Origin of the sequence: Micromonospora humida (assembly GCF_016901255.1) — a bacterium.
Classification (GTDB): Bacteria; Actinomycetota; Actinomycetes; order Mycobacteriales; family Micromonosporaceae; genus Micromonospora; species Micromonospora wenchangensis.
Map to the genome: position 1 here is coordinate 67,450 of NZ_JAFEUC010000022.1, position 23,978 is coordinate 91,427.

General features: G+C 72.0%; 25 protein-coding genes and 1 pseudogene. 6 read left to right on the forward strand and 20 right to left on the reverse strand.

Annotated features, from left to right (window positions below; genetic code table 11):
• Nucleotides 1-109: 109 nt before the first annotated feature.
• Nucleotides 110-1,669 (forward strand): LPXTG cell wall anchor domain-containing protein, encoded by a 1,560-nt coding sequence (locus tag JQX11_RS31010; RefSeq protein WP_204928472.1) that lies wholly within the window; start codon nt 110-112, stop codon nt 1,667-1,669.
• A 113-nt stretch (nt 1,670-1,782) separates the two neighbouring features.
• Nucleotides 1,783-2,556, forward strand: a pseudogene (locus JQX11_RS31015) (DedA family protein); the annotation flags it as partial.
• A 341-nt stretch (nt 2,557-2,897) separates the two neighbouring features.
• On the opposite strand, the gene JQX11_RS31020 reads toward JQX11_RS31015, so the two are convergent.
• From JQX11_RS31020 to JQX11_RS31090, 15 genes are all read right to left on the reverse strand, one after another.
• Complete coding sequence (locus JQX11_RS31020; protein ID WP_007454255.1) at nt 2,898-3,275, reverse strand: ArsR/SmtB family transcription factor; 378 nt, start codon at nt 3,273-3,275, stop codon at nt 2,898-2,900.
• Between the two features lie 57 nt (nt 3,276-3,332).
• Nucleotides 3,333-3,872: an orotate phosphoribosyltransferase gene (gene pyrE, locus JQX11_RS31025; protein ID WP_088641922.1), complete on the reverse strand. Its 540-nt coding sequence runs from the start codon at nt 3,870-3,872 to the stop codon at nt 3,333-3,335.
• Nucleotides 3,873-4,040: 168 nt separating this feature from the next.
• The gene (locus JQX11_RS31030) at nt 4,041-4,850 is read right to left on the reverse strand and encodes an SDR family NAD(P)-dependent oxidoreductase (protein ID WP_204928473.1); all 810 of its coding nucleotides are present in this window, start codon (nt 4,848-4,850) and stop codon (nt 4,041-4,043) included.
• The gene (locus JQX11_RS31035) at nt 4,847-5,656 is read right to left on the reverse strand and encodes a hypothetical protein (protein WP_372444658.1); all 810 of its coding nucleotides are present in this window, start codon (nt 5,654-5,656) and stop codon (nt 4,847-4,849) included. The genes JQX11_RS31030 and JQX11_RS31035 overlap by 4 nt, the downstream gene beginning before the upstream one ends.
• Before the next feature lie 73 nt (nt 5,657-5,729).
• Entirely contained in the window at nt 5,730-6,581 is an 852-nt protein-coding gene (locus tag JQX11_RS31040; protein ID WP_204928474.1) for a hypothetical protein, read from the reverse strand.
• Between the two features lie 138 nt (nt 6,582-6,719).
• On the reverse strand, nt 6,720-7,703 hold the full coding sequence (locus tag JQX11_RS31045) for a hypothetical protein (protein ID WP_204928495.1): 984 nt from the start codon (nt 7,701-7,703) through the stop codon (nt 6,720-6,722).
• Between the two features lie 35 nt (nt 7,704-7,738).
• Nucleotides 7,739-9,316, reverse strand: coding sequence for a polyamine aminopropyltransferase (locus JQX11_RS31050; protein WP_204928475.1), 1,578 nt, complete (start codon nt 9,314-9,316; stop codon nt 7,739-7,741).
• A complete protein-coding gene (locus JQX11_RS31055) occupies nt 9,313-10,062 on the reverse strand; it encodes a hypothetical protein (protein WP_204928476.1) in 750 nt (249 codons plus the stop codon). Before JQX11_RS31055 ends, JQX11_RS31050 begins: the two co-directional genes overlap by 4 nt.
• A complete protein-coding gene (locus JQX11_RS31060) occupies nt 10,062-10,484 on the reverse strand; it encodes a DUF350 domain-containing protein (protein WP_204928477.1) in 423 nt (140 codons plus the stop codon). The genes JQX11_RS31055 and JQX11_RS31060 overlap by 1 nt, the downstream gene beginning before the upstream one ends.
• A 40-nt stretch (nt 10,485-10,524) precedes the next feature.
• A complete protein-coding gene (locus JQX11_RS31065) occupies nt 10,525-10,950 on the reverse strand; it encodes a DUF4247 domain-containing protein (protein WP_204928478.1) in 426 nt (141 codons plus the stop codon).
• A complete protein-coding gene (locus JQX11_RS31070; RefSeq protein ID WP_204928479.1) occupies nt 10,947-11,528 on the reverse strand; it encodes a DUF2617 family protein in 582 nt (193 codons plus the stop codon). Before JQX11_RS31070 ends, JQX11_RS31065 begins: the two co-directional genes overlap by 4 nt.
• 2 nt (nt 11,529-11,530) lie before the next feature.
• Nucleotides 11,531-12,157 carry a DUF4178 domain-containing protein gene (locus JQX11_RS31075; protein ID WP_204928480.1) on the reverse strand — a complete coding sequence of 209 codons (627 nt, stop codon included), beginning with the start codon at nt 12,155-12,157 and terminating at the stop codon, nt 11,531-11,533.
• A 96-nt stretch (nt 12,158-12,253) separates the two neighbouring features.
• Nucleotides 12,254-12,658, reverse strand: coding sequence for a hypothetical protein (locus JQX11_RS31080; protein WP_204928481.1), 405 nt, complete (start codon nt 12,656-12,658; stop codon nt 12,254-12,256).
• Between the two features lie 358 nt (nt 12,659-13,016).
• A complete protein-coding gene (gene clpB / locus JQX11_RS31085) occupies nt 13,017-15,608 on the reverse strand; it encodes an ATP-dependent chaperone ClpB (protein WP_204928482.1) in 2,592 nt (863 codons plus the stop codon).
• A gap of 124 nt (nt 15,609-15,732) precedes the next feature.
• On the reverse strand, nt 15,733-16,014 hold the full coding sequence (locus JQX11_RS31090) for a hypothetical protein (RefSeq protein WP_204928483.1): 282 nt from the start codon (nt 16,012-16,014) through the stop codon (nt 15,733-15,735).
• Between the two features lie 489 nt (nt 16,015-16,503).
• Here JQX11_RS31090 and JQX11_RS31095 point away from each other — a divergent pair, with 489 nt between their 5' ends.
• From JQX11_RS31095 to JQX11_RS31110, 4 genes are all read left to right on the forward strand, one after another.
• Nucleotides 16,504-16,734, forward strand: a complete 231-nt coding sequence (locus JQX11_RS31095) for a winged helix-turn-helix domain-containing protein (RefSeq protein ID WP_204928484.1) — start codon at nt 16,504-16,506, stop codon at nt 16,732-16,734.
• 130 nt (nt 16,735-16,864) lie between these two features.
• Nucleotides 16,865-17,365 carry a cation:proton antiporter regulatory subunit gene (locus JQX11_RS31100; RefSeq protein ID WP_088641912.1) on the forward strand — a complete coding sequence of 167 codons (501 nt, stop codon included), beginning with the start codon at nt 16,865-16,867 and terminating at the stop codon, nt 17,363-17,365.
• Between the two features lie 5 nt (nt 17,366-17,370).
• Nucleotides 17,371-18,576, forward strand: coding sequence for a cation:proton antiporter (locus JQX11_RS31105; protein ID WP_204928485.1), 1,206 nt, complete (start codon nt 17,371-17,373; stop codon nt 18,574-18,576).
• A 176-nt stretch (nt 18,577-18,752) separates the two neighbouring features.
• Nucleotides 18,753-19,184: a hypothetical protein gene (locus JQX11_RS31110; RefSeq protein WP_204928486.1), complete on the forward strand. Its 432-nt coding sequence runs from the start codon at nt 18,753-18,755 to the stop codon at nt 19,182-19,184.
• 91 nt (nt 19,185-19,275) lie between these two features.
• Here JQX11_RS31110 and JQX11_RS31115 read toward each other — a convergent pair whose 3' ends face one another.
• From JQX11_RS31115 to dnaK, 5 genes are all read right to left on the reverse strand, one after another.
• Nucleotides 19,276-19,485 carry a hypothetical protein gene (locus tag JQX11_RS31115; RefSeq protein WP_204928487.1) on the reverse strand — a complete coding sequence of 70 codons (210 nt, stop codon included), beginning with the start codon at nt 19,483-19,485 and terminating at the stop codon, nt 19,276-19,278.
• Between the two features lie 247 nt (nt 19,486-19,732).
• Entirely contained in the window at nt 19,733-20,176 is a 444-nt protein-coding gene (locus JQX11_RS31120) for a heat shock protein transcriptional repressor HspR (RefSeq protein ID WP_088641908.1), read from the reverse strand.
• 28 nt (nt 20,177-20,204) lie between these two features.
• On the reverse strand, nt 20,205-21,386 hold the full coding sequence (dnaJ, locus tag JQX11_RS31125) for a molecular chaperone DnaJ (protein ID WP_204928488.1): 1,182 nt from the start codon (nt 21,384-21,386) through the stop codon (nt 20,205-20,207).
• 81 nt (nt 21,387-21,467) lie between these two features.
• A complete protein-coding gene (grpE, locus tag JQX11_RS31130) occupies nt 21,468-22,211 on the reverse strand; it encodes a nucleotide exchange factor GrpE (RefSeq protein ID WP_204928489.1) in 744 nt (247 codons plus the stop codon).
• A 36-nt stretch (nt 22,212-22,247) separates the two neighbouring features.
• The coding region (gene dnaK, locus JQX11_RS31135) for a molecular chaperone DnaK (RefSeq protein WP_204928490.1) at nt 22,248-23,978 on the reverse strand (1,731 nt) is incomplete at its 5' end.

The window sequence follows — 23,978 nt, forward strand, 5'->3', positions numbered from 1 at the left end:
GCTGTTCGGCCCATTCTGCCGCCACCCGTCGGCGTGGGACACCCGGCCGGGGACGAACTCCTTAGGCTGCGGCGACCGCCGTAGCACTTCCTCAGGACAGGATCCGCTGATGCGCAAGCACGAGACGCGTCGTTGGCTGGCCGGACTTGCTGTGGTGGGCGCGTGTGTCGTCGCCTCCGCCGCTCCCGCCCCGGCCGCCCCCGCGAGCCCCGACGCCTCCCCCGACGTGGCCGCGGTGGCGGGCTTCACCACGTCTGCCAACGACGTCACCCTGGCCCCGGGTGGGCCCGGCAAGACGGTGGTCCTGCGGTTGGTGGGCGAGAAACTCCAGGACAGTTACGTCATCACCGTCGACGTCAGCGCGATCGACGCCTTCGCGGAGGTGCGCGGTCCCCTCGAACCGTTCTGCACCCGCGCCGGCACCGTCCTGACCTGCAAGGCCTTCCAGGAGGACGCACCAGACCTGGTGTCGTTGTCGATTCACCCACGTGCGGGCGCCCAGGTGGGTCGGGAGGGCCGGATCCGGTTCACCGCGACCACCACCGGATCGGGTACGAGCACCGCCGCTTCGACCGTCCTCGTCGGCGAGGCGGTCGACCTCGTGGCGGGTCCGGCGGTGAAAGTGACAGGTGGTCCGGGTGCCACGGTGCCGGTGGGGCTTTCGGTCGGCAACCAGGGGCGGGAGACCGCCCGGGGCGCGGTGCTGCTCGTGTCGGCCATGTACGGTCTCACCCCCTCGCAGCGCTACCGGAACTGCCGGTACGGCAGCAAGGGCGGCCTGAGCAACTGGACGCCGAACCTGTTCGTGTGCACCTTCGACGACGAGATCGCGCCGGGCCGGGTGTTCCGGGTCGGCGGCGGTTTCGGTGTCGCCGTGCCCCGCGACGTCTCGGCACCGAACACCCAGACCGGCACCGCCACCTGGTTCACCCCGCAGGACTGGGCGGACCAGCAGCCCAGGTACACCCTCGACCAGCAGGGCACGGGTGAGGTGCTGCGGCTGGAGCAGGTCGGTACCCGACTGCCCGTCGGCGCGTCCCGGGCACCGCAGACCGACGTCAAGCCGGCCGACAACGAAACGCCCGTCGAGTTGACCGTCACCGGCAACCAGCGGGCCGACCTGGCCGCCGACGAGGTGCGCATCACCGCCAAGGTGGGCGAGACCGTGCCGGTCACGATCGGTTACACCAACCGGGGGCCGGCCTCGTCGTCCAACGGCGGTCGCGACTTCTACACGATCGTCAAGATGACCGTGCCGAAGGGCGTCACCGCCGTCAAGGCCCCCAGGAACTGCCTCGACGCCGACATCCAGGACGAGGAGGGCGGCCGGCCGGGTGCCCGCGCCTACCTCTGCTACCAGTACGACGTCATCCGCAAGGGCGGGAAGGTGGCCCTGCCGTTCTCGTTCCGGATCGACCGGGCGGGCACCCTGACCGGCCGGACCGAGCTGCTCTACGGCCCGACCACCACGACGGACCTCGACCCGCGCAACGACACCGCGAAGATCCTGGTGAACGCCGGCTCGGGTGGGCAGGGCGCGGACGACGGCACGCTGCCGATCACCGGTTCCCCGACCGTCCTGGTCGCCGGTGTCGGCGGGTCGCTGCTGCTGGCGGGGGTCGGCAGCTACCTGGTGGCGCGGCGTCGCCGGTCGCGCTTCGTGGCCTGACCGGACCCGCCCGGCCGGGTGTTTCATGGCCCGGCCGGGCGGGCCCGGTGGGGTGGGTCGCCGGTCGGAGGGACGCGTGCCGCAACCGTGGGTTCGTGGGCTCGGTATGGTGTGTGGCCGTGGACACAGGTGAGAAGACGCGGGTGGTCGCGGAGACGGTCGCGCTGAACCCGCTCGACCCCAAGGATCTGCTCCAGACCTTCGGGCTGGTCGGCGTGTGGGTGATCCTCTTCGCCGAGACCGGCCTGCTGGTGGGGTTCTTCTTCCCCGGCGACTCGCTGCTGTTCCTGGCCGGGGTCGCCGCGTCGCCGGTGGCCGACGCGATCTTCGGCAGCGGCACCCGGCTCTCCCTGGCCGGGCTGCTGATCGGTGGGCCGCTCTGCGCCATCGTCGGCGCCCAGCTCGGGCACTGGCTCGGTGCCCGCTACGGCCGGCGGATGTTCGAGCGCCCCAACTCCCGGCTCTTCAAGAAGGAGTACGTGGAGAAGGCGGAGTTCTACTTCCAGAAGTTCGGCCCGGCCAAGGCCGTTGTGCTGGCCCGGTTCATTCCGATCGTGCGGACGTTCCTCAACCCGGTGGCGGGTGCGCTCGGCATGCCGGCGAAGCAGTTCCTCCTGTGGAACGTCGTCGGCGCGATCCTCTGGGTGGACGGCATCCTGCTGATCGGCTACCTGCTCGCCGACCAGATCTACAGCGCCATCGGCGACAAGATCGACAGGTACATCCTGCCGGTGGTCGCGCTGATCATCCTGATCTCGGTACTGCCGATCTTCTTCGAGTTCCTGCGCGACCGCAGGGCGCGTCGGCGCGGAGAGGCCGTGGCCGTGATCGCCGCAGCGAGCGCGGTCGGGGCGGTCGAGGCCGTCCGGGACGCCGTCGAGCACCACCACCACGACCAGCCCTCACAGCCGCACCCCGGGCAGCCGGCAGGAGACGCGCAGCCGTACGGCCAGCAGCCCGGCCCCGACCAGCGGTTCCCCCCGCAGACGTACGGGCAGCGCCCGCCACGCGACGGCGGGCGGTACCCGGACCACGGGCAGGGCCACTGACCGGCGGACGACCAACGGCCGGCCCTCGGGGAGAGGACCGGCCGTTGCGTACGCGTACGCCACCGCGGGCACGGTGGTGGATCAGCGAACTGACCGGTGACGGACAGCCGTCACCACCCGATGGCGCCACCCCTGGTCCGCCATCGGACGTCGCCCCTGGACGGGACGAACGGGTTCAGTCAGCGGGCCTTCTTGGTGGCCCGCTTGCGCGGCGGCGTGAGGAGGTCGGCGATCGTGGCGATCGCCGACGGCACCAGCCGGTAGTAGGCCCACACACCACGCTTCTCCCGCTCCAGCAAGCCGGCCTCGGTGAGGATGCGGAGGTGGTGGCTGACCGTCGGCTGCGAGAGGCCGAGCGGCGCGGTGAGGTCACACACGCACGCTTCGCCCTCGGGCGCCGACTGGATCAGGCTGAGCAGCCGCAGCCGGGCGGGGTCGGCGAGGGCCTTGAGGACCCCCGCCAGCCGCTCGGCGTCGGCGCGTTCGATCGGCTCGCCGGCAAGCGGCGAGATCTGAGGCATGGTCATTTCAGCCAACGCAGTTCCCACGTATTCCATCCTTCCACCAGCAGCATCGATCCGCCTGCATATCAGCAGATCCGAATCGGCAAATTTTTACGCCACAAGGCCGAGGTCAGCCAACGTATAGGCCGCCCGATACGGCAGTCCGGCGGCACGTACGACGTCGCTGGCGCCACGGTCGACGATCACCGCCACGCCCACGACCTCCGCCCCGGCCTCGCGTAGAGCTTCGACGGCCGTCAACACGCTGCCGCCCGTCGTCGAGGTGTCCTCCACCGCCAGTACCCGCCGGCCGGCCACCTCAGGACCCTCGATCCGCCGTTGGAGACCATGCGCCTTGCCGGCCTTGCGGACGACGAAGGCGTCCAGGGGTCGATCGGTCTCTGCGGCGGCGTGCAACATCGAGATGCCGATCGGATCGGCACCCAGGGTCAACCCACCGACCGCGTCGTAATTCCAGTCGGCGGTCAGCTCCCGCATCACCCGACCGACCAGGGGAGCGGCCCGGTGATGGAGAGTCACGCGACGCAGATCGACGTACCACTCCGCCTCCCGCCCCGAGGAGAGCACGACCCGGCCATGGACCACAGCCAGGTCAGTGATGAATTTACGCAGGTCGTCGTGGTCCCCCATGGCGATAGAGGGTACTGCTCAAGTCTGTGGGTCGTGTGTGCGGCCCACCCGGACCGACCATGCGGGCCCTCGATGACTGGCGATGGACGGCTACGCTGCGCGATCGCACCGGCAGAGTTGCGCAGCCACGCCGGAGGCACCGGCGCGTCGACCGGCACCGCCTGCCGCTCACTGCCCGGCCGGGTCGACCTGCCCACGCCGGTCCCGGAAGGCACCGCGCAGCAGCCGGCGCGGCACGTGCCGCAGGCTCGCCACGGCCAGCTTGTACTTCCAGTCGGGAACGCTCAAGGTTTTGCCTTTTCGCAGGTCACGCAGGGCTTCGGCGACCACGTCGTCGGCCTTGAGCCAGATCCACCGCGGCATGCCGGACATGTCGATGCCGGTGCGTTCGTGGTAGCCGGTGCGGGTGTAGCCGGGGCAGAGCGCCATCACGTGCACCCCCGCCGCGCGGGCCGACTGCCCGATCGATTCGCTGAAGCTGGTGACCCATGCCTTGCTGGCCGGATAGGTGGAGCCGGGCATCACCGGGCCGAAGCCGGCAACCGAAGAGACATTTATCACTGTCCCATTACCGCGCCTCGTCATGGGCCCGAGCGCAGCGTGGGTCAGTCGCAATACCGCGTGCACGTTCAACCGGAGCAGCCGCGTCTCGTCGGCGACGGTGGACCGCAGAAACGGTTGGTTCAGGCTCAATCCGGCATTGTTGACCAGCAGGTCCACCGGGTCGCCGGTGGCCAGTCGCCGTTCCACCCGGGCGCATCCGTCGTCGGTGGACAGATCGGCGGAGATGACCTCCACCCGGTTGCCGTACCGGCCGGTCAGCTCGGCGGCGGTGGCGTCGAGCCGGGTGGTGTCCCGGGCCACCAGGACCAGGTCCCAGCCCTCGGCGGCGAGCTGCCCGGCGAACGCCGCGCCGATCCCTGCGGTGGCGCCCGTGATCAGTGCGCACCGGCCGGGCACGGTTCGGTCGACGGTCACGGTTGCTCCTCGGCGGGACGGCGGACCACGTCAGGCCCGGACGCGGTCGGTCCGGCACCGGGATCAGGCCCGGACGCCGCCGGCCCGGCACCGGGATCGGGATCGGGTCGCGACGCGGCCGGTACGGCACCCTGGGCGGCTCCGGACCCGGACCAGCTTGGCACCGACGGCAGCGCGGGTCCGGGGGACGGATAGGGCGCGGCGGTGAACGGGGCGGGCCCGTATCCGGGTCGCACCGGCCGCCTGCCGATGAACCAGCTGTTCGCCGGCCGCAGGGCGAGCAGCACGGCCACCGCGAGGTAGCCGAGGGCCTGGGCCACCGAGACGCCCGCGTTCACCGGCACCCACCACGAGGGATAGGCGTCGTCGAGGGTGGTGAAGAGGGCGGCCACCCCCTGGTCACCGCTGCCCAGCCGCAGCGGCCTGACCCGCTGGCCGACCAGCACGGCCAGGGCGCACCCTCCGGCGAGCAGGCCCAGCCCGCAGACCGCCCAGACGCCGACCCGGGCCGCCCGACGCCGGGCGAGCAACCCCCCGGCGAGGCCGACCAGCAGCAGTGCCACCAGCACCGTCAACACCGCCGCAGCGACCGTGCCGAGCCGCAGCAGCCGGACCAGCCCGTCGACGTCGCCCGGGTCGGCGTCGGTACCGGCGGCGGCGCCCCGGAACCGGTCGATCGTGCCACCCAGGGCGAGCAGGCTGGTGACGGCGTAGACCCCGGCGGCGAGCGCCATCAGCCCGAGCAGCGCCGCCGCCACGGTGACCACCGGCGGGCGACGGTCCGGCACCTGATCCGGGTACGACACGACGATTCCCTCCGGTAGGCGTCGGTGTGCAACCTACTCGGAGGGAATCGTCGGTGTCGCTGTTACGCGCCCGTCAACTGCCGGCGGGGCGCTGCGGGTCGTCCGGGCCGCTGCCTCCGGTGGGGCGGTCGGGCTCCCCGCCCGACGGCGGCGACCAGGACGGGCCGTCGGACGACTGCGGCTGGTCCGGCACGCCGGGAGTGGCCGACGACGGGCCGGAGGCACCGGGCTGGCCGGGCGCACCGGGCTGCGGGTAGTCCGGCGTCGCCGGGTAGCCGGGGGTGGACGGGTAACCGGGGGTGGGCGGGTAGCCGGGCGTGGCCGGGTAGGTGGCACCCGGGACCGGCGGCTCCCAGCCCGCCTTGGGCTTGCGGAAGAACTCGTTGGACTGCGGCAGGGCGAGCAGGATCAGCGCCGCCAGCAGGGCGAGCAGGCTGACCACGCCGAGCAGGGTGCTGACCGGGTTGTACCAGGACGGCAGCACGGCGTTCATGCTGCGTTCCAGTTCCTCGGCGCTCGGCGCGTCCCCGGAGGTGGAGCCGGTGGAGCCGCTGAAACCCGCGGCACCGTTGACCAGCCCACCGCCGACGCAGCAGACCATGATGCCGCCGACCACCCAGGTGGCGATCCGGCTGCCGTTCTTGCCCCGGTTGTTGAAGATCGCCAGGACGACGAGGGCGAGCGCGATCAGCAGCAGGACGGCGGACGCGCCGACGGCGAAGACCACGACGGCGGTGCCGAGGCCCTCGACCTCGCTCGCGGTCCCCTCGAAGGCGTCCTCGAACGCCTGGCGCAGCTTCCCGCTGATCGCCAGGGTCAGGATCAGCCCGATCAGTTGGAGCGCCGCGAAGAACATCAGCAGGTAGCTGGAGAGCGTCACCAGACCCGGACGGGTCCGGGCGGGCGTGCTGTGGGAATCGACCATGATTCTCCTTCCTAGATCACCGCACCACGGTAACGTCCGCAGTCCCGTCGCACCGGGTACGACGGAGCCGTACCCGCTGGTGGAGCCGCCGAATCACGGCTGTCGGGCACGGACCGGGACCGGCCGGGGCCGTTGAGGTCACGACTGGCGGACCAGTCGGCGGTGTTCGGCGGTCACCACGGCGAGCAGGAGCAGGTCCACCGCGAGCCCGGTCACCGCGTCGAACTGGTTGACCGTGAAGTTGAAGATCTGCCCGAACAGCAGGTCGACCAGGAGCGCCAGCTTGAACAGCCGGAACGCGGCCCGCCGGTCGTTGCGGAGCAGGAACGCGGCGCGGATGCTCAGCACCCCGGCGACCACGGCCGAGGCGGACACCCCGAGCACCGCGCCCCACTCGCCGAGCTGGTCCAGCTCGCCGGTGACGCCCTCGGTGGCGACCGCCACCACCGTCGCCACCGGCTCGACGACCAGGTAGGCCACCACCAGCAGGACCACCCAACGCTGGGCGGTCAGCCGGACCAGCGCGTCACGCAGCCGGTCCACCCAGGGCTGCCAGAACCGCCGCGGCGGTGGTTCCCGGTGCGGCACCACGTCCAGCAGCGCGGACACCCCCGACTCGACCTCCGGGCCGGCACCCCGGACCAGCCGCAGGGTGGCCGTTCGCTGTCGGTCGGTGAGCCCCCGGCCGACACCGCCGACGATCACGTCCAACGCGTTGGCCACCCGTTCGCCGGGGGTCGGGCGCAGCCGTTCGCGCAACGCCTGGGTGATCACCACCAGCAGGGCGAAGACGGCGTAGATGATCCCGGCGGCCGGCCGGTAGAAGTAGTCGGTGCCGGCGGTGACGAACTTGCCGACCTCGTCGATGAACAGCCCGAAGCCGATCCCGGCGAGCACCGCCCCGGTCATCCGGGCGGGCCCGCCGAGGAAGACCAGCGCGACGCCCAGCCCGACGGTCATCAGCAGGCCGCCCCAGAGCACGTGCGCGATGTGCAGGCCGCCGCCGCCGAGCTGCGGGTAGCCGGTGGCGTGCAGGAACGCCCGGGTGACCAGCACCGTCGCCACCCCGGACAGCACGAACGCCTGGAGGTACGCCGCAGCGTCCACCGCGCGCGGTGGCAGCCGGCGGCGCAGCGACGGTGACATCGCCTCCGAGGCTAGTAGCCGCGCCACTCGCTGCGGGCGTAGTCGAGCACCCTGGGCCTCAACAGGGTGGAGGCGGGCACGTCGAGGCGGCCCCGGTCGGCGGGGAAGGCCGCCGCCGCCCGCAGCACCGCCGGGTCGAGGAAACGCAGCCGGGGCGCGTCGACCGGCAGTTCCAGCGGCGGCGGGGTGCCGCCCGGGGCGGCGAGCACGAACCCCCAGTCACCGAACGACGGCACGTCGACGTGGTACGGCACGGTGGCGAAGCCGGCCTCACGGATCGACGCCTCGATCGACCAGTACGACCGGGGCGCGAAGTACGGCGACCCGGACTGCACCACCAGCCGGGCGCCCTCGGCGAGCACCGAACGGATCAACGCGTAGAACTCGACGGTGTAGAGCTTGGCGGTGGCCGTCTCGTCCGGGTCGGGCAGGTCGGCGACGACCACGTCGAAGCGCTCACCGGCGGTACGCAGCCAGCCGAACGCGTCGGTGTTGAGCACCCGGACCCGGGGGTCGTCGAGGGAGCCGCCGTTGAGCGCGCGTAACTGCGGCTCGGAACGGGCCAGCGCCACCACCGCCGGGTCGAGGTCGACGACGGTCACCCGGCGCACGTCCGGGTACCGCAGGATCTCGCGTACGGCGAGACCGTCGCCGGCACCGAGGACCAGCACCTCGCCGTGCGGGCCGCGCATCGCCGGGTGCACCAACGCCTCGTGGTAGCGGTACTCGTCGATCGAGCTGAACTGGAGGTCGCCGTTGAGAAACAGCCGCAGGTCGGTGTCGGGGTGGCCGACCTCGCGTACCGACCGGGTCAGCACGATCTCCTGGTAACGGGAGCGTTCGGCGTGCACCACCGGGTCGCGGTAGAGCTGCTGGCGGCTGGTCACCTCGAAGTCGGCGGCGGTGACCCAGGCGTACCCCAGGCAGAGGGCGACCACGACGGAGCCGGCGCCCAGCACGAGCCGGGCCCGGCGGCTCAGCTCGGCGCGGAACACCGTGCAGACCAGGGCCAGGCCGGCCACCGCGTTCACCGCGCCGACCACCAGGGCACCCTTGAGCTGGCCGAAGACCGGGATCAGCAGGAACGGGAAGGCGAGCCCGCCGAGCAGCGCGCCGACGTAGTCGGCGGCGAACAGGTCGGCGACCGCGCTGCCGGCGGCCTGCTCCCGGATGCGTTGCAGCATCACCATCAGCAGCGGGATCTCCGCGCCGATCAGCAGACCCAGCACGAACGCGGTGCCGACCAGCGCCGGGCCGTACAGGTCGAGCCAGGCGAACGCGGCGTAGAGGCCGAGCACCGACAGGCCGCCGAGCAGGGCCAGGGTCAGCTCGATCACCGCGAACGCGGCGGCGGCCCGGGGCTGCAACGGCTTGGCGACCAGCGCCCCGATCCCCATCGCGAAGACCATCACGCCGAGCACGATCGACGCCTGCCCGACCGTGTCGCCGATCAGGTAACTGCCGAGCGCGACCAGGGCCAGCTCGTACACCAGGCCGCAGGCGGCGCAGACGAAGACGGCGAGCAACACCGACGCGCGGGCCAGCCGCCAGCGCGGCCGGACCGCCGGGGTGTCGTCGACGGTGGTCACGGTGTCCCCCGGGTGCGTCCGGCCGGCGTCGCGCGCTGCCGGCCGCGCTGGACGAACCCGACGGTGATCAGCAGCGCGGCGACCAGCAGCAGGCCGACGGTGGCGAGCAGCCAGCCCCAGCGGTCCCGCAGGAAGTCGTTCCCGGCGTCCGGCAGCGCGCCGGCCGGCGTGGCCGGGTCGGCGGTCGGGGTGGCGGCGGGCGGGGCGACACCGGCCTCGGCGACCAGCAGCGGCAGGGTCACCGCGGCCCGGCAGATCGCCCAGCCGGGATCGTCGATGAACGTGTCGGTGTCCAACCCGAACCGGTCCAGCCCGTTGTCGACCGCCCACAGGTCGGCCCGGTCGAGGTCGTCGGAGCCGGAGACGGTGACCGTCGCCCAGTCGTTGCTCTCGCTGCTGGACGAGGTGTACATGATCCGGGCCCGGACCTCCACCCAGCGCGGGCAGCGGGCGTCCCCGGTCACCGGCACCCCGTCGCCGAGGTTGGAGCCGACGCTGACCTCCGCGCCGGACGACCTCTCCAGCCGCCAGCCGTAGCAGATGCCCTGGCTGTCGGCCGCCTGCACGAGCAGCGGCACGGTGTCGGCGCGCTCGTCGGCCGCCGGACCGGGCACGGTGGTGCCCCCGGAGTCCCGGTTGAGGATGCTGCTGCCCACGCAGACCAGCGCCATCACGCCGATGAAGAGCCAGACGACCCAGGCGCCCGAGTTCTGCTTCGCCTTCGCCGGCTGCTTCGCCGTGGTCATCAGCTGATGGCGGCGGCGATGATCGCGCCGGTGGCGAGGTGCACCATCGCCGACACCCAGACCGCCGGGTGCGGCTGCTGGTCGACCAGCAGCGTGCCCAGCTTGCCCGGGGTCAACGCGTCGAGCAGCACGAACGCCAGGGCCATGATGACCAGCCCGACGATCCCGTACGCGGCGGCACCGACCAGGCCGAGCAGGAAGTCGTCCTCACTGGCGGCGATCGCGGCGACCACGATGATGCCGACGCCGGCCAGGTTCGAGGTGAGCAGCAGCGCGGCGTTACGGTTGCGTTCGGTCCAGATCAGCTCGTGGAGCTTCCCCGGGGTGGCCACGTCGACCAGCACGTAGCCGACGGCCATCAGGACGACACCGACCACCCCGTAGGCGAGGGTGACCAGCAGGTCGGTGACCAGGTTCTGCACAGCGTGCTCCAGGGGTTCGTTCGGTCGGGGTCGGTACGCGTCACTTGCCGGAGCCGGGACCGCCGCCGCGCACGGTGCTGCCCCGACCCCAGCCCCAGTGGCTGCCCACCGTCGAGTGGTAACGCGGGTAGGCGGTGCGCATCCGCTCCAGCAGGATCAGCGAGCCGGCGGCGATCGGCAGGATCACCAGCGAGTCGTCGTCGTAGCGCAGGTAGACGCCGCTGCCGTCGACGTACTGGTCGGCCGGCTTCCAGGCGTCGGTGACGTCCTTGGCCACCTGGCTCGGGGTGCGGTTCGAGGTGTACGCGATGGCGTCCCGCCCGATGTCCCGGCTCGCCGCCCGGGTGTAGCGGTCCTCGATGTAGCCCCGGGGCGAGAAGTTGCCGTAGAAGATCGCGAAGGCGGCGACCAGCGCGCCGACGACCGCGAAGGCCACCCCCACCACGAACCAGCGTCGGTACGTCACGGTGTTACCTCCGTTCGCGACTGCGGGGCTCGCCGATCGTGCGGGAGCGTCACCGCCGTCTCGGTCAGGACCAGTTCGTTGGTCTGGGGGTACGCGTGCCAGGTGCGCCAGGCCACCGTCCCGGCCGGCGCGTCGGGGCGTACGGCCAGCGCGGTCACCGCGTCCGGGTCCCCGGGAAAGACCCCGACCAGGGCGTACGGGTCGTCGGCCAGGTCGGCGCGGAGCGCGGCGATCCGGGTGTGCAGCTCCCCCTCGGCGGGGCGCAGCACGGTGGCGGTGAACCGGTAACCGCTCGCCTCGTCGTGCAGGTCGCCAGGCAGGTGCGGGGGCCGACCGGGCAGGCAGGCGACCGTCTCGACCAGCCCACCGGGCCGATCGGGGGCGGTCGCGTCGGCACCAGCGGCCGGCGCGGCGAGGACGACCTGGTGGGAGGCACCGAGCAGGCGCAGCCGCAGCCGGACGTCGCCGGGCAGGGTCAGGTCACGGACGTGCAGGGCGGGGCGTTCCGGGCCACCGAGCGCCAGGCTCAGGTCGGCCGCGCACGTGTCGACGTACGGGGTGTCCAGGCTGACCAGCACGATCAGGACCCCACCGGGCCGGACTGCGGGTACACCATCACGTCGGCGCGGTGCAGCCGCTCACCCCGACCCACCTCCCAACCGGCCTCCCCGTACGCCTCGAAGGAGAGCCGCTCGCCGCCCTGGCCCCGGTAGTCCTGGTAGCGGACGGTGCCGTACGGGTCGAGACCGGTGCTGCCGGTGGCCGAGTAGCGGGCCTGGCCGGACTCCTCCCAGGAGTAGCGGCGGCCGGCGAAGTCGAGGGTCGGTGCGCCCGGGGTGATCGTCGCGGCCGGCTCGGCCGTCCAGAGCACCAGCTCCAGGTCCGGGTCCTCCTCGACGGAGAGCCAGCGCTTGTCGCCCTCGACGGTGTCCAGCAGGTGCTCGGCCCAGCTCCAGCCGCCCTCGACCAGGTGCACCGAGCCCCGGACCGCGTAGGACACGCCACGGATCTCGACGATGTCGCCGGGCTTGAGCTTGCGGGGGTCACCGCGCAGCGCGTCGGAGTCGGTGTCGCGGAACGGGTCCTTCGCCGGTGTCGGGCGGGCCGGTTTGCGGCTCCGGCTGAAAGCCACCGCCGCCACCACGATCCCGGCGACCCCGATCAGACATCCCAACGCCGCCACGACGTACGCGACTGAACCGTTCACCCCGACCACCTCCCCAAGTGCATCGGCGGAGACGGTAACAACCCCGCGCACCCCGCGCACCTGGGGAAACTCAGCGAATTCTGAGTGAGAGATCAGCTACTCAGCGTGCCTGTCGGTAGGTGGGCCGGACAGCCGGTCGGCCGCGTACCCACGCAGCGTGGTGGTGCCCATCGTGCAGCCGGCGAACGTGGTGAACTCGGCGTCGTCGTCGCCCAGCGCCGTCCAGGCCGCCCTGGCCGCCGCCGGGTCGACCTGCTCCAGCAGCGTCGCCGCGTACGCCCGCCCGGCTGGCGAACCGTGCCGCAGCAGCCAGTCGACCTGCTCGCGGGCCTGCCGGGGGCGCTGCGCGAACGCCTCCCCGACCCGCCGGTACGCCTCGGTCGCCGGCAGCAGCGTGCCGGCGAACCCCACCCCGCCGAAGGCGACGGTGTCCGCCCCGGCGAGTTCCCGCACGGCGGCGTCCAGCTCCGGATCGCCGCTCTTCTTCCGCATCCCGAACATGTCCCTTTCCTTTCCCCGCCCCGCACCACCCCACCCACCCCCGCCCACCGCGCCCCGCCCACCGCGCCCCGCACTCAGCCCCGCCCAACCGCAGTGATCAAGAGGTTTGCGTCACCGGAGAGCGCTCCCGATGACGCAAACCTCTTGATCGCCGGGGGCGGGAGGGCCGGCGCGGGGCGATCAAGAGGTTGGCGTCAGGGGAAGGCGCTCTCGTGACGCGAATCTCTTGATCACCGGGGGCGGGAGGGCCGGGGCCGGGAGAGCCGCGAGCGGGAGGGCCGGGGCGGGGAGGGGGAGGGGGCAGCGGTGGAGGGGCCGGCCCCGCCGGGGTGGCGGGGCCGGGCCGGTGGGTACGGGGTCAGGAGGCGGTGACGGTGAGGCCGCTCTTGTCGTCGGACAGGTCGACCCGCACGGTGTCGCCGTCCCTGACCACGCCACCCAGCAGGGCCTTGGCGAGCTGGTCGCCGATGGCCGACTGGACCAGGCGGCGCAGCGGCCGGGCACCGTAGATCGGGTCGTACCCGTGCTCGGCGAGCCAGGTCGCTGCGGGTTCGCTGACGTCCAGCGCCAACCGGCGGTCGGCGAGCCGGCGGCGCAGCCGGTCGAGCTGGATGTCGACGATCGACCGCAGGTCGTCCCCGCGCAGCGCGGCGAAGACCACGATGTCGTCGAGCCGGTTGAGGAACTCCGGCTTGAAGTGCGAGCGGACCACCGCCAGCACCCCCTCCCGGCGCTGCTCGTCGGCGAGCGTCAGGTCACTGATCACCGACGATCCCAGGTTGGAGGTGAGGATCAGGATCGCGTTGCGGAAGTCGACCGTACGACCCTGACCGTCGGTGAGCCGGCCGTCGTCGAGCACCTGGAGCAGGATGTCGAAGACGTCCGGGTGTGCCTTCTCCACCTCGTCCAGCAGGATCACCGAGTACGGCCGGCGGCGCACCGCTTCGGTGAGCTGCCCGCCCTCCTCGTAGCCGACGTATCCGGGCGGGGCACCGACCAGACGGGCGACGGAGTGCTTCTCGCCGTACTCGCTCATGTCGATGCGGACCATGGCCCGCTCGTCGTCGAAGAGGAACTCGGCGAGCGCCTTGGCCAGCTCGGTCTTGCCGACGCCGGTGGGGCCGAGGAACAGGAAGCTGCCGGTGGGACGGTCCGGGTCGGCGACGCCGGCCCGCGCCCGGCGTACCGCGTCGGAGACGGCACCGACGGCCTCGGCCTGGCCGACGACCCGGCTGCCCAGCGACTCCTCCATCCGCAGCAGCTTGGCGGTCTCGCCCTCCAGGAGCCGACCGGCCGGGATGCCCGTCCAGGAGGCGACGACGGCGGCGATGTCGTCCGCGCCGACCTCCTCCTTGAGCATCGCGCCGTCGGCCTGGAGCCGGGCCAGTTCCTCCTCGGCCGTCGCCAGGTCCGCCTTGAGCGCCGGGATCCGGCCGTAACGCAGCTCGGCGGCGCGTTCCAGCTCGCCGTCGCGTTCGGCCCGCTCGGCCTCGCCGCCGAGGCGTTCCAGCTCCTCCTTGGCGGTGGAGAGCTTGGTGATGTGGCTCTTCTCGGTCTGCCAGCGCTCGGACAACGCGGTGAGCTGCTCACGCTTGTCGGCCAACTCCTTGCGCAGCCGCTCCAGCCGCTCGGCGGAGGCGGCGTCGGGCTCCTTGGCCAGCGCCATCTCCTCGATCTCCAGCCGGCGGACCGCCCGTTCGATCTCGTCCACCTCGACCGGCCGGGAGTCGATCTCCATGCGGAGCCGGGACGCGGACTCGTCGACCAGGTCGATCGCCTTGTCCGGCAGGAACCGGTCGGTGATGTACCGGTCGGACAGCGACGCGGCGGCGACCAGGGCGGCGTCGGTGATCCGGACGCCGTGGTGCACCTCGTAGCGCTCCTTGAGGCCACGCAGGATGCCGATGGTGTCCTCGATGGTGGGCTCGCCGACCAGCACCGGCTGGAACCGGCGCTCCAGCGCCGGGTCCTTCTCGATGTGCTCGCGGTACTCGTCGAGGGTGGTCGCGCCGACCATCCGCAGCTCACCCCGGGCGAGCATCGGCTTGAGCATGTTGCCGGCGTCCATCGAGCCCTCGCCCTTGCCCGCGCCGACCACGGTGTGCAGCTCGTCGAGGAAGGTGATGACCTGCCCGTTCGAGTTCTTGATCTCCTCCAGGACGGACTTGAGCCGCTCCTCGAACTGGCCCCGGTACTGCGCGCCGGCGACCATCGCGCCGAGGTCGAGCGAGACCAGCTTCTTGTCCCGCAGCGACTCGGGCACGTCGCCGGCCACGATCCGCTGGGCCAGGCCCTCGACGATCGCGGTCTTGCCGACGCCGGGCTCGCCGATCAGCACCGGGTTGTTCTTGGTACGCCGGGAGAGCACCTGGATCACCCGACGGATCTCGGAATCCCGCCCGATCACCGGGTCGATCTTGCCGTCCCGGGCGCTGGCGGTGAGGTCGACGCCGTACTTGGCCAGGGCCTGGTAGGTCTGCTCCGGGTCGGCGGTGGTGACCCGCCGGTCCCCGCCCCGCACGGTCGGGAACGCGGCGACCAGGTTCTCCTCGGTGGCCCCGGCGGTCTTCAGCGCGTTGGACACCGCGCCACCCACCCGGGCCAGGCCGGCAAGCAGGTGCTCGGTGGAGGTGTACTCGTCGCCGAGCGGACGGGCGATCTGCTCGGCGGCGCCGATGGCGTTGACGAACTCGCGGGCGAGGGTGGGTTCGGCGATGCTGGACCCCCGGGCGGCGGGCAGCGCGTCGACCGAGCGCTGCGCGACCCGGCGCAGCCCGGCGGGGTCGGCACCCACGGCGCGCAGCAGGCCGGCGGCGGTGGAGCCGTCGGTGTCGAGCAGGGCCAGCAGCAGGTGCCAGGGTTCCACGGTGGCGTGACCACGCTGGTTGGCCAGCGCGACCGCACCGGTGATGGTTTCGCGGCTCTTGGTGGTGAGTCGTTCCGTGTTCATGGGCTCCCCCGGGATCGGCGTGTCCACTAGTAAGAGACACCATCAGAGTTGAGCCTATTCCGCTCAACTCTGCCAACGTGGCGTGGGTCACACTCCTGACCGGTCGGGGTGGGCTGAGGTGGGATCAACGGGGCAGGCGGGTGGCGTTCGGTGGCCGGCGGGGCAGGCGGGAGGTGCACGGGGTTTCATGGTCGGCCCGGAGCACACACCGGCGACCGGTCCCCAGCCGGTTGTCGCAGAAGACGCGGTGGCGTACCCCCTGATCGTCCTCGGCGGAGACGGTGGTCTCGCCGGGGTCGACGTGAGCGAGGAAGGCCAGCGAGCGGGCCGCCGTCCGGGCCAGCACCTTGGCCCGCGCCAGATCGGTGGCGACGACCGGCAGGTGTACGACGTACCGCCCGGTCACGCCTCCCCACCCGCCCGACCCGGCTCAGTGTCGCTCCAATGGCGGTGTCGCGATGGCTCGGACACCGCAATATCGCCCCAACTGAGTTGACCAAGGTCGAGGTTCGGTGGTGGGTGCGGTGACTCGTACCCCATGGCGCTCCTTCGCTGGACAGTTCGGTGTCGGGGTGCTGGAAGGGCAGCCCGGCCGCGCTGCCGGCTCGGCCGGGCTGCCCGCCCTGCCGTCGCAGCCCACCCCGGCGGTACGACGACAGGGCCGCTGTCGATCTCAGGGCTGGCACGACTGACGCACCTTCTGATCCAGTCGTGCCAGCCCACGGATGCCAACCGAAGGCCGGTTTGCCTACCAGGCTTTCCGCTGAAGGCCCTGCCGAAGCAACATGCAATGCAAACCATTGGAAGACAACTACTCACCATGCAAAGCACGCGAAGTCTTGGCGGGGCATGTGCTGCCGTGGGAGGATCTTGGGGCCTACCAGGAGTTGCCGCCATGCCCCGAGTTTCCGACCGTCAGCGCATCGCTCAGGACATCCGCGACAAGATCGCCTCCGGCGAGTATTCGCCAGGCGACAAGTTGCCGTCCCTGCGCGAGTTGATCGCGCACCACGAGGTCTCCGCCGAACCCGTGCGCTCCGCACTACTGATCCTTCAGGCGGAGGGCCTGATCGAAGGCCACCAGGGCAAGGGCACCTACGTCACACCACGCAAAGCATCCCCTTGATCCCGCAGCGCGGGTCAGGATCACCGGTCGGGTGGTAGGCCGAACACGGGCGGTGTCGAGGGCAAGGGGCTCGCCAGCAGCGCAGACGTCCGTCGGGCCGAGGTGGAGGGCAGGGTATAACCTCTCGTCCGTGCGAGTACGAGTCGAACAGACCGCCCTACCGGGAATCGGCGTCCGTCATGACCTGATGACGGAGTCCGGCCGCCGGCTCGGTGTGGTCTCCCACCGCAATGGCCGCCGCGACCTGGTCCTCTACGACCCGGACGATCCCGACTCCTGTCAGCACGACATCCCGCTGACCGACGACGAGGCCGAGGCGCTTGCCGACATCCTCGGCGCGTCGCTGATGCTGGGTCAGCTCTCCGGCCTGCGCGAGCAGGCGGCCGGGCTGCTCACCGAGCAGATCGCCATCCCGGCCGGGTCGAAGTACGTCAACAAGCGGCTCGGTGACACCAAGGCACGCACCCGCACCAGCGCCTCGATCGTGGCGGTGCTCCGCCAGGGCGAGGTCAACGTCTCGCCCGATCCCACCTTCCGCTTCGCGGCCGGTGACGTGGTGGTCGTGGTCGGTACCCGGCAGGGTCTCGACGGGGTGACCGCCATCCTCGCCGACAGTGACCCGGACGGCTGAGGCGGATGCACGAAACCACAACCCTACTGGTCGAGGTCGGCGCTCTCCTCCTGCTACTCGGGCTGCTCGGTCGGCTCAGCCGCCGGTTCGGCGTCTCCCCCATCCCGCTCTACCTGCTCGCCGGCCTCGCGTTCGGCCACGGCGGTCTGCTGCCGCTGGCCGCCAGCGAGGAGTTCTTCGCCGTCGGCGCCGAGATCGGCGTCATCCTGCTGCTGGTCATGCTCGGCCTGGAATACAGCGCCAACGAGCTGGTCGGCAACCTGCGCTCGGCGGCGCCGGCCGGCCTGATCGACGCGGTCCTCAACGCCCTGCCCGGGTTCGGCTTCGCGCTGCTGCTCGGTTGGGGCTGGGTGGCGGCCGTGGTGCTCGGCGGCATCACCTGGATCTCGTCCTCCGGGGTGATCGCCAAGGTGCTCGGCGACCTCGGCCGGGTCGGTAACCGGGAAACCCCGGTCATCCTGTCCGTGCTGGTCATCGAGGACCTGGCGATGGCGCTCTACCTGCCGCTGGTGACCGCACTGCTGGCCGGCGTGGGCCTGGTCAAGGGCGGCATAGCGTTGGGCATCGCGGTGCTCACCGTGGTGGTCGTGCTGGTCGTCGCCATCCGCTTCGGCCACCTGATCTCCGCCGCCCTGTCGGCGAAGGACCCGGAGGCGCTGCTGCTCGGGGTGCTCGGCCTGACCCTGCTGGTCGCCGGGATCGCCGCCCGGCTCCAGGTCTCCGCCGCCGTCGGGGCGTTCCTGGTCGGCATCGCCCTGTCCGGGCCGGTGGCGCACCACGCCACCGAACTGCTCTCCCCGCTGCGGGACCTCTTCGCCGCCGTCTTCTTCGTCTTCTTCGGCCTGGTCACCGACCCCCGGGACATGCCGCCGGTGCTGCTGCCCGCGATCGCGCTGGCCGTGGTCACCATGGGGACGAAGCTGGTCACCGGCTACCTGGCGGCCCGCCGGGCCGGGATCGCCGAGCCAGGCCGGTGGCGGGCCGGTTTCGCCCTGATGCCCCGCGGTGAGTTCTCCATCGTCATCGCCGGTCTCGCGGTCGCCGCCGGCACCGTCGAACCCAAGCTGGCCGCGCTCGCCACGGCGTACGTGCTGATCACCGTGATCACCGGTCCGATGCTCGCCCGGCTGCCCGACATGCGCTGGTTCAAGCAGCGGGTGCGGCGGAGGATCGCCGCCCGCCAGGCCCGGCCGGTACCGGCCACGGACTGAGTTTCGCCTGGCCAGGTCGACCGCGCGGATCGGCCTGGCCAGGGCATCCGTTGCCGAATTGCTTCCCGGCAGGTCTTCCGCCGGCCGGGTGACGGCGGCTAGCGTTGCGCCCCAGCAGGCCAGGGTCTCGCGGGCGGACGGAGGCATCCCGCGGGCGTGAGCGGGAAGGTTGCCGGGTGAGCGCGCACGGTCCGACGTTCCGCGGCTTCGCCAACCCCGTCGACCCGTCACCGGCGGAGTTGCGGGCCTGGGCGTACCAACCCGACTCGGTGCCGTTGACCTCGCTGCCCCAGGACTGGGACCTGCTGGTGGCGGGTGACCACCTGGTGCTCACCCTCTTCGAGCTGGCCCGGGACCCGGCCTGCCCGGCCCGCCGCTTCGCCCTGCACTGCCTCTACATCTACGCCGCCGACGGCATCCGGACGAAGTTCCGCGCCCACCCCCGGCGTCGGTTCCGCAGGCTGGTGGAGCAGGCCGAGCGCGACGGCGACGAGTTGGTGCGCAACTGGGCGCACAACAGCCGGATGCTGCTGGCCCGGCAGGAACTCTTCACCTACCACGACTGGTGCGAGGGCGGCCTGGTCCGGGACAACCGCCGCCTCGGCTGACGTCGCGGTCGGGCCGGAGCCGCCCCAGCACGTCCGGACGGCGAACGGGCCGGGACCCCCCGTGGGTCCCGGCCCGCACGTCGGCGGATCGTCAGCGTTGCGATCCGCCCTGGTCGCCGCGTTTCGGCTCGGCCTGCCCCCGGTTCGCCCTGCGGGCGTTCCGGTCGGCGAACCTGCCGTCCTTCACGGTGTCGGAGAACGTGCCCCGGGTGACCCGGTCGAACTTCTCCCGGACGTTCTCGGCCACCTGGTCGAGCCGCTCCTCCGCCTGCCGGGCCACCTTCTTCGCCGATTCCGCCACGGTTCCCCCCGCTGTCGGAGTCCGGATTGGTCCGCTTGCGCCTGATTCACAGGTTAACGGGACAGCCCTGCTCCCGGCGGGGGAATGCCTGAACCCCGCCGGTCAGCGTCCCGTCTCGGGGAGATTCACTCCAGATACGCCGAATAGCGGCATCCCGTCGAGGGGATGCCGCTATTCGCGCCCAGAAGTGTTGATCATGCCGGTCGGGTGCGGCGAGGGCACCGGACCACCCGACCAGAGGTGTCGATCATGTGGGGCCGGTGCGGCGGGGACGCCAGACCACCAGCGCCGTCGAGGTGCGGCTGGTCGGCACCAGGTCGCCCCGGGAGAAGCCGCTGGCCAGCGTCTCCAGCTCGGCGATCCGCCGGTACGCGGCGTCCAGCTCCGCCTCCAGCCGGGCCACCCGCTGCTGGGCCTGCTCCACCAGGCGTTCCAGCCCGATGATCCGCTTCACCCCGGCCAGGTTGACGCCCTCGTCCTGGCTGAGCCGCTGCACCTCGCGCAGCAGGACGACGTCCCGCACGCTGTACCGTCGACCGCCACCGGCCGCCCGGCCGGCCTGCACCAGGCCGAGCCGGTCGTACTGGCGCAGCGTCTGCGGGTGCATGCCCGCCATCCGTGCCGCAACCGAGATCATCAGCACCTTGGCCTCGTAGGCAGGGTCACCCGAACCGACGAACCCGTCCGACATCCCACTCACCTCCGCACCCGTCCACCGGTCAACCGACCCGACGCACCCGCGCGTCGAGATGTTCCCGGGCGGCCGGCGGCGTCGCCCCGGCGAACGACTCCAGCGCCGCCCGCGCCTCGTCCGACACCGTCGCCGGCACCACCACATCCAGCGTGACCAGCAGGTCGCCGGCCCGCCCGTCCCGTCGTACGACACCCTTGCCGCGGGCCCGCAGCACCCGCCCGGACGGGGTGCCCGGCGGGACGCGCAGGGTCACCGCGCCGTCCAGCGTGGGTACCCGCAGGTCGGTGCCGAGCACCGCCTCGGCGAAGGTGATCGGCACGGCCAGCGTCAGGTCGTCACCGGTACGCCCGAACAGGTCGTCCGGCCGGACCTTCACCTGCACGAACAGGTCACCCGCCGGCCCACCGCGCTGCCCCGGCTCGCCCCGCCCGGCCAGCCTGATCCGCTGGCCGTCGGCCACCCCGGCGGGGAACCGGACGTTGAGCGTGCGGGCCTTGGTGACCCCGCCGGTGCCCTGGCACTCGGGGCACTTCTCCTCGACGACCGTCCCGACGCCCTGGCAGTTGCGGCACGGCTCGGAGAAGCTGAACGACCCCTGGTCCCGGGTGGTCACCCCGGCACCGTGACAGACCGGGCAGGCGGTCGGCTGGGTACCCGGCTTCGCGCCGTTGCCGTGGCAGGTGTCGCAGACCCCGGGGGCGCGCAACGTCAACGGCAGGGTGACGCCCCGGACGGCGTCGCCGAAGTCGAGCGCGACCTCGGCCTCCACGTCCCGGCCCCGGGCCGGTCCACGCGCCCGGGTCGGGCCGGCGCCACCACCGCCGGAGAAGATCGAACTGAACAGGTCGGTGAAGCCGCCACCACCGAACCGGTTGTCCCCGCCCCCACCGCCGCCGAACAGGTCGGAGACGTCGAACGGGACCCCGCCGGGCTGACCCGGGCCGCGGGCGCCCCGCCGGAACGCGCCCGAGCCGAACAGCGAGCGCATCTCGTCGTACTCGCGGCGTTTGGCGTCGTCGCCGAGCACCGCGTACGCCTCGGAGACGCCCTTGAACCGTTCCTCGGCCTTCGGGTCACCGGGGTTGTGGTCCGGGTGCGACTCCCGGGCCAGTTTCCGGTACGACTTCTTGATCTCGTCCGAGGAGGCGGACTTCTCCACGCCCAACGTGGCGTAGAAGTCCTTCTCGATCCAGTCCTTGGAACTCACCGGTCCACCCCCTTCCGTGAGATGTGGCCCGGTCGCCCCGCCCGCCTCGGGAGGCGGGCGGGGCGACCGGATGGCCGTGCACTACTCCGGGTCGGCGACCGCGACCATGGCCGGCCGCAGCAGCCGCTCGCCGAGCAGGTAACCCCGACGCATCACCTGCACGCAGGTGGGCTCGTCGACGTCCGGTGAGGTCTGGTGCGCGACCGCCTCGTGCCGGGTCGGGTCGAACGGGTCGCCCTGCTCGCCGAAGGGCGTCAGGCCGAACTTGCCCAGCGCCGTGGTGAGCTGCTCCGCCACGGTGCCGAACGGCCCGACCAGGTCGCCGTGTTCCCGGGCCCGGTCCAGGTCGTCCAGGATGGGCAGCAGCGCGGCGAGCACCGAGCCGGTCGCCTGCTCCTGGACCACGCCCCGGTCCCGGTCCACCCGCTTGCGGTAGTTGGCGTACTCCGCCGACACCCGCTGCAGGTCCCGGGTCCGCTCGTCCAGCTCGGCCCGGAGGGCCTCCAACTCGGCGCCGAGCGGGGAGCCCGTGGCGCTGCCGTCGACCGGCTGCGCGGGGGCGTCCACCACCGGCGGACCGGTCGGTGCCGGGTCGTCGAGGGCGGTGGCCTCGGCCTCGATCTCGTCGACCACCACCTCGGACTCCTCGACCAGCCCCTCGGCCGGGACGTCGGCCCCGGCGTCGGCGGCGGCAGGCGTCTCCTCGGTCTTGCCGAGCTTGCGGTTGTCCCGGATGACGACCCGCGGCCCGTCGTCGGTGGGCGCGGAGCCACCCGGCGTCGACCCGGAGGTGTCCGGGTCGGCGGCTCGTGGCTTCTCCGTCATGCGACTACCTCGTTCCCTGTGCGGTGGCGCGGACCGTCACTTCTTGTCCTCGTCCACGATCTCCGCGTCGACCACGTCGTCCGGGCCGCCCGCCTTGGGGGCCCCGGCGGCCCCGGCGGCACCCGCGCCGGCTCCGGCTCCGGCACCCGCGCCCGCACCGGCCGCGCCCGGCTGCTCCCCCTGCTCGGCCTGCTGCGAGTAGAGCAGCGAACCGGCCTGCTGGGAGACCTGGGCGAGCCGCTCGTGGGCCGCCTTGATCTTCTCGATGTCCTGGCCGCCGAGCGCGCCGCGCAGCTCACCGAGGGCCTCGTTGAGCTGCTCCCGGTTCTCCGTGGGCAGCTTGTCGCCGCTCTCGGCGAGGAACTTCTCGGTCTGCCACTGGAGCGCCTCGGCCACGTTGCGGGTCTCGGCCTCCTCCCGGCGACGCTTGTCGTCGTCGGCGTGCTCCTCGGCGTCCCGGCGCATCCGCTCGATGTCGTCCTTCGGCAGCGAGGAGCCGCCGGTGATCGTCATCTTCTGTTCCTTGCCGGTGCCCAGGTCCTTGGCGTGCACGTTGACGATGCCGTTGGCGTCGATGTCGAAGGTGACCTCGATCTGCGGCACGCCGCGCGGCGCCGGCGGGAGGCCGGTCAGCTCGAAGGTGCCGAGCTTCTTGTTGTACGCCGCGATCTCCCGCTCGCCCTGGAACACCTGGATCAGCACCGACGGCTGGTTGTCGTCGGCCGTGGTGAAGACCTCGGAGCGCTTGGTCGGGATGGTGGTGTTGCGCTCGATGAGCTTGGTGAAGATACCGCCCTTGGTCTCGATGCCCAGGCTCAGCGGGGTCACGTCGAGCAGCAGGACGTCCTTGACCTCGCCCTTGAGCACGCCGGCCTGCAGGGCCGCGCCGACGGCGACGACCTCGTCCGGGTTGACGCCCTTGTTCGGGTCGCGGCCGGTGAGCTGCTTGACCAGGTCGGTCACGGCCGGCATCCGGGTGGAGCCGCCGACCAGGATCACGTGGTCGACGTCGGCGATCTTGATGCCGGCGTCCTTCACGGCCTGCTCGAACGGGCCCTTGCAGCGGTCCAGCAGGTCCTGCGTCATCCGCTGGAACTCGGCGCGGCTGAGCGTCACGTCCAGGTGCAGCGGGCCGGCCGACCCGGCGGTGATGTACGGCAGGTTGATGTTGGTGGTGGTCGCCGCCGACAGCTCGATCTTGGCCTTCTCGGCCGCCTCGCGGAGCCGCTGCAGCGCCATCTTGTCCTGGCCCAGGTCGATGCCGTGCTCGCCCCGGAACGTCTTCACCAGGTGGTCGATGATCCGCTGGTCCCAGTCGTCGCCGCCGAGCTGGTTGTCACCGCTGGTCGACTTGACCTCGACGACGCCCTCGGCCAGCTCCAGCAGGGACACGTCGAAGGTGCCGCCACCGAGGTCGAAGACCAGGACGGTCTGCTCCTTGGAGCCCTTGTCCAGCCCGTACGCCAGGGCCGCCGCGGTCGGCTCGTTGACGATCCGCAGCACGTTGAAGCCGGCGATCTCGCCGGCCTCCTTGGTGGCCTGGCGCTGGCCGTCGTTGAAGTAGGCGGGCACGGTGATCACCGCGTCGGTGATCTGCTCGCCCAGGTAGGCCTCGGCGTCCCGCTTGAGCTTCATCAGCGTGCACGCCGAGATCTCCTGCGGGGTGTACTTCTTGCCGTCGATGTCGACGGTCCAGTTGGTGCCGATCTCCCGCTTGACCGAGCGGATGGTCCGGTCCGGGTTGGTCACCGCCTGGCGCTTGGCGAC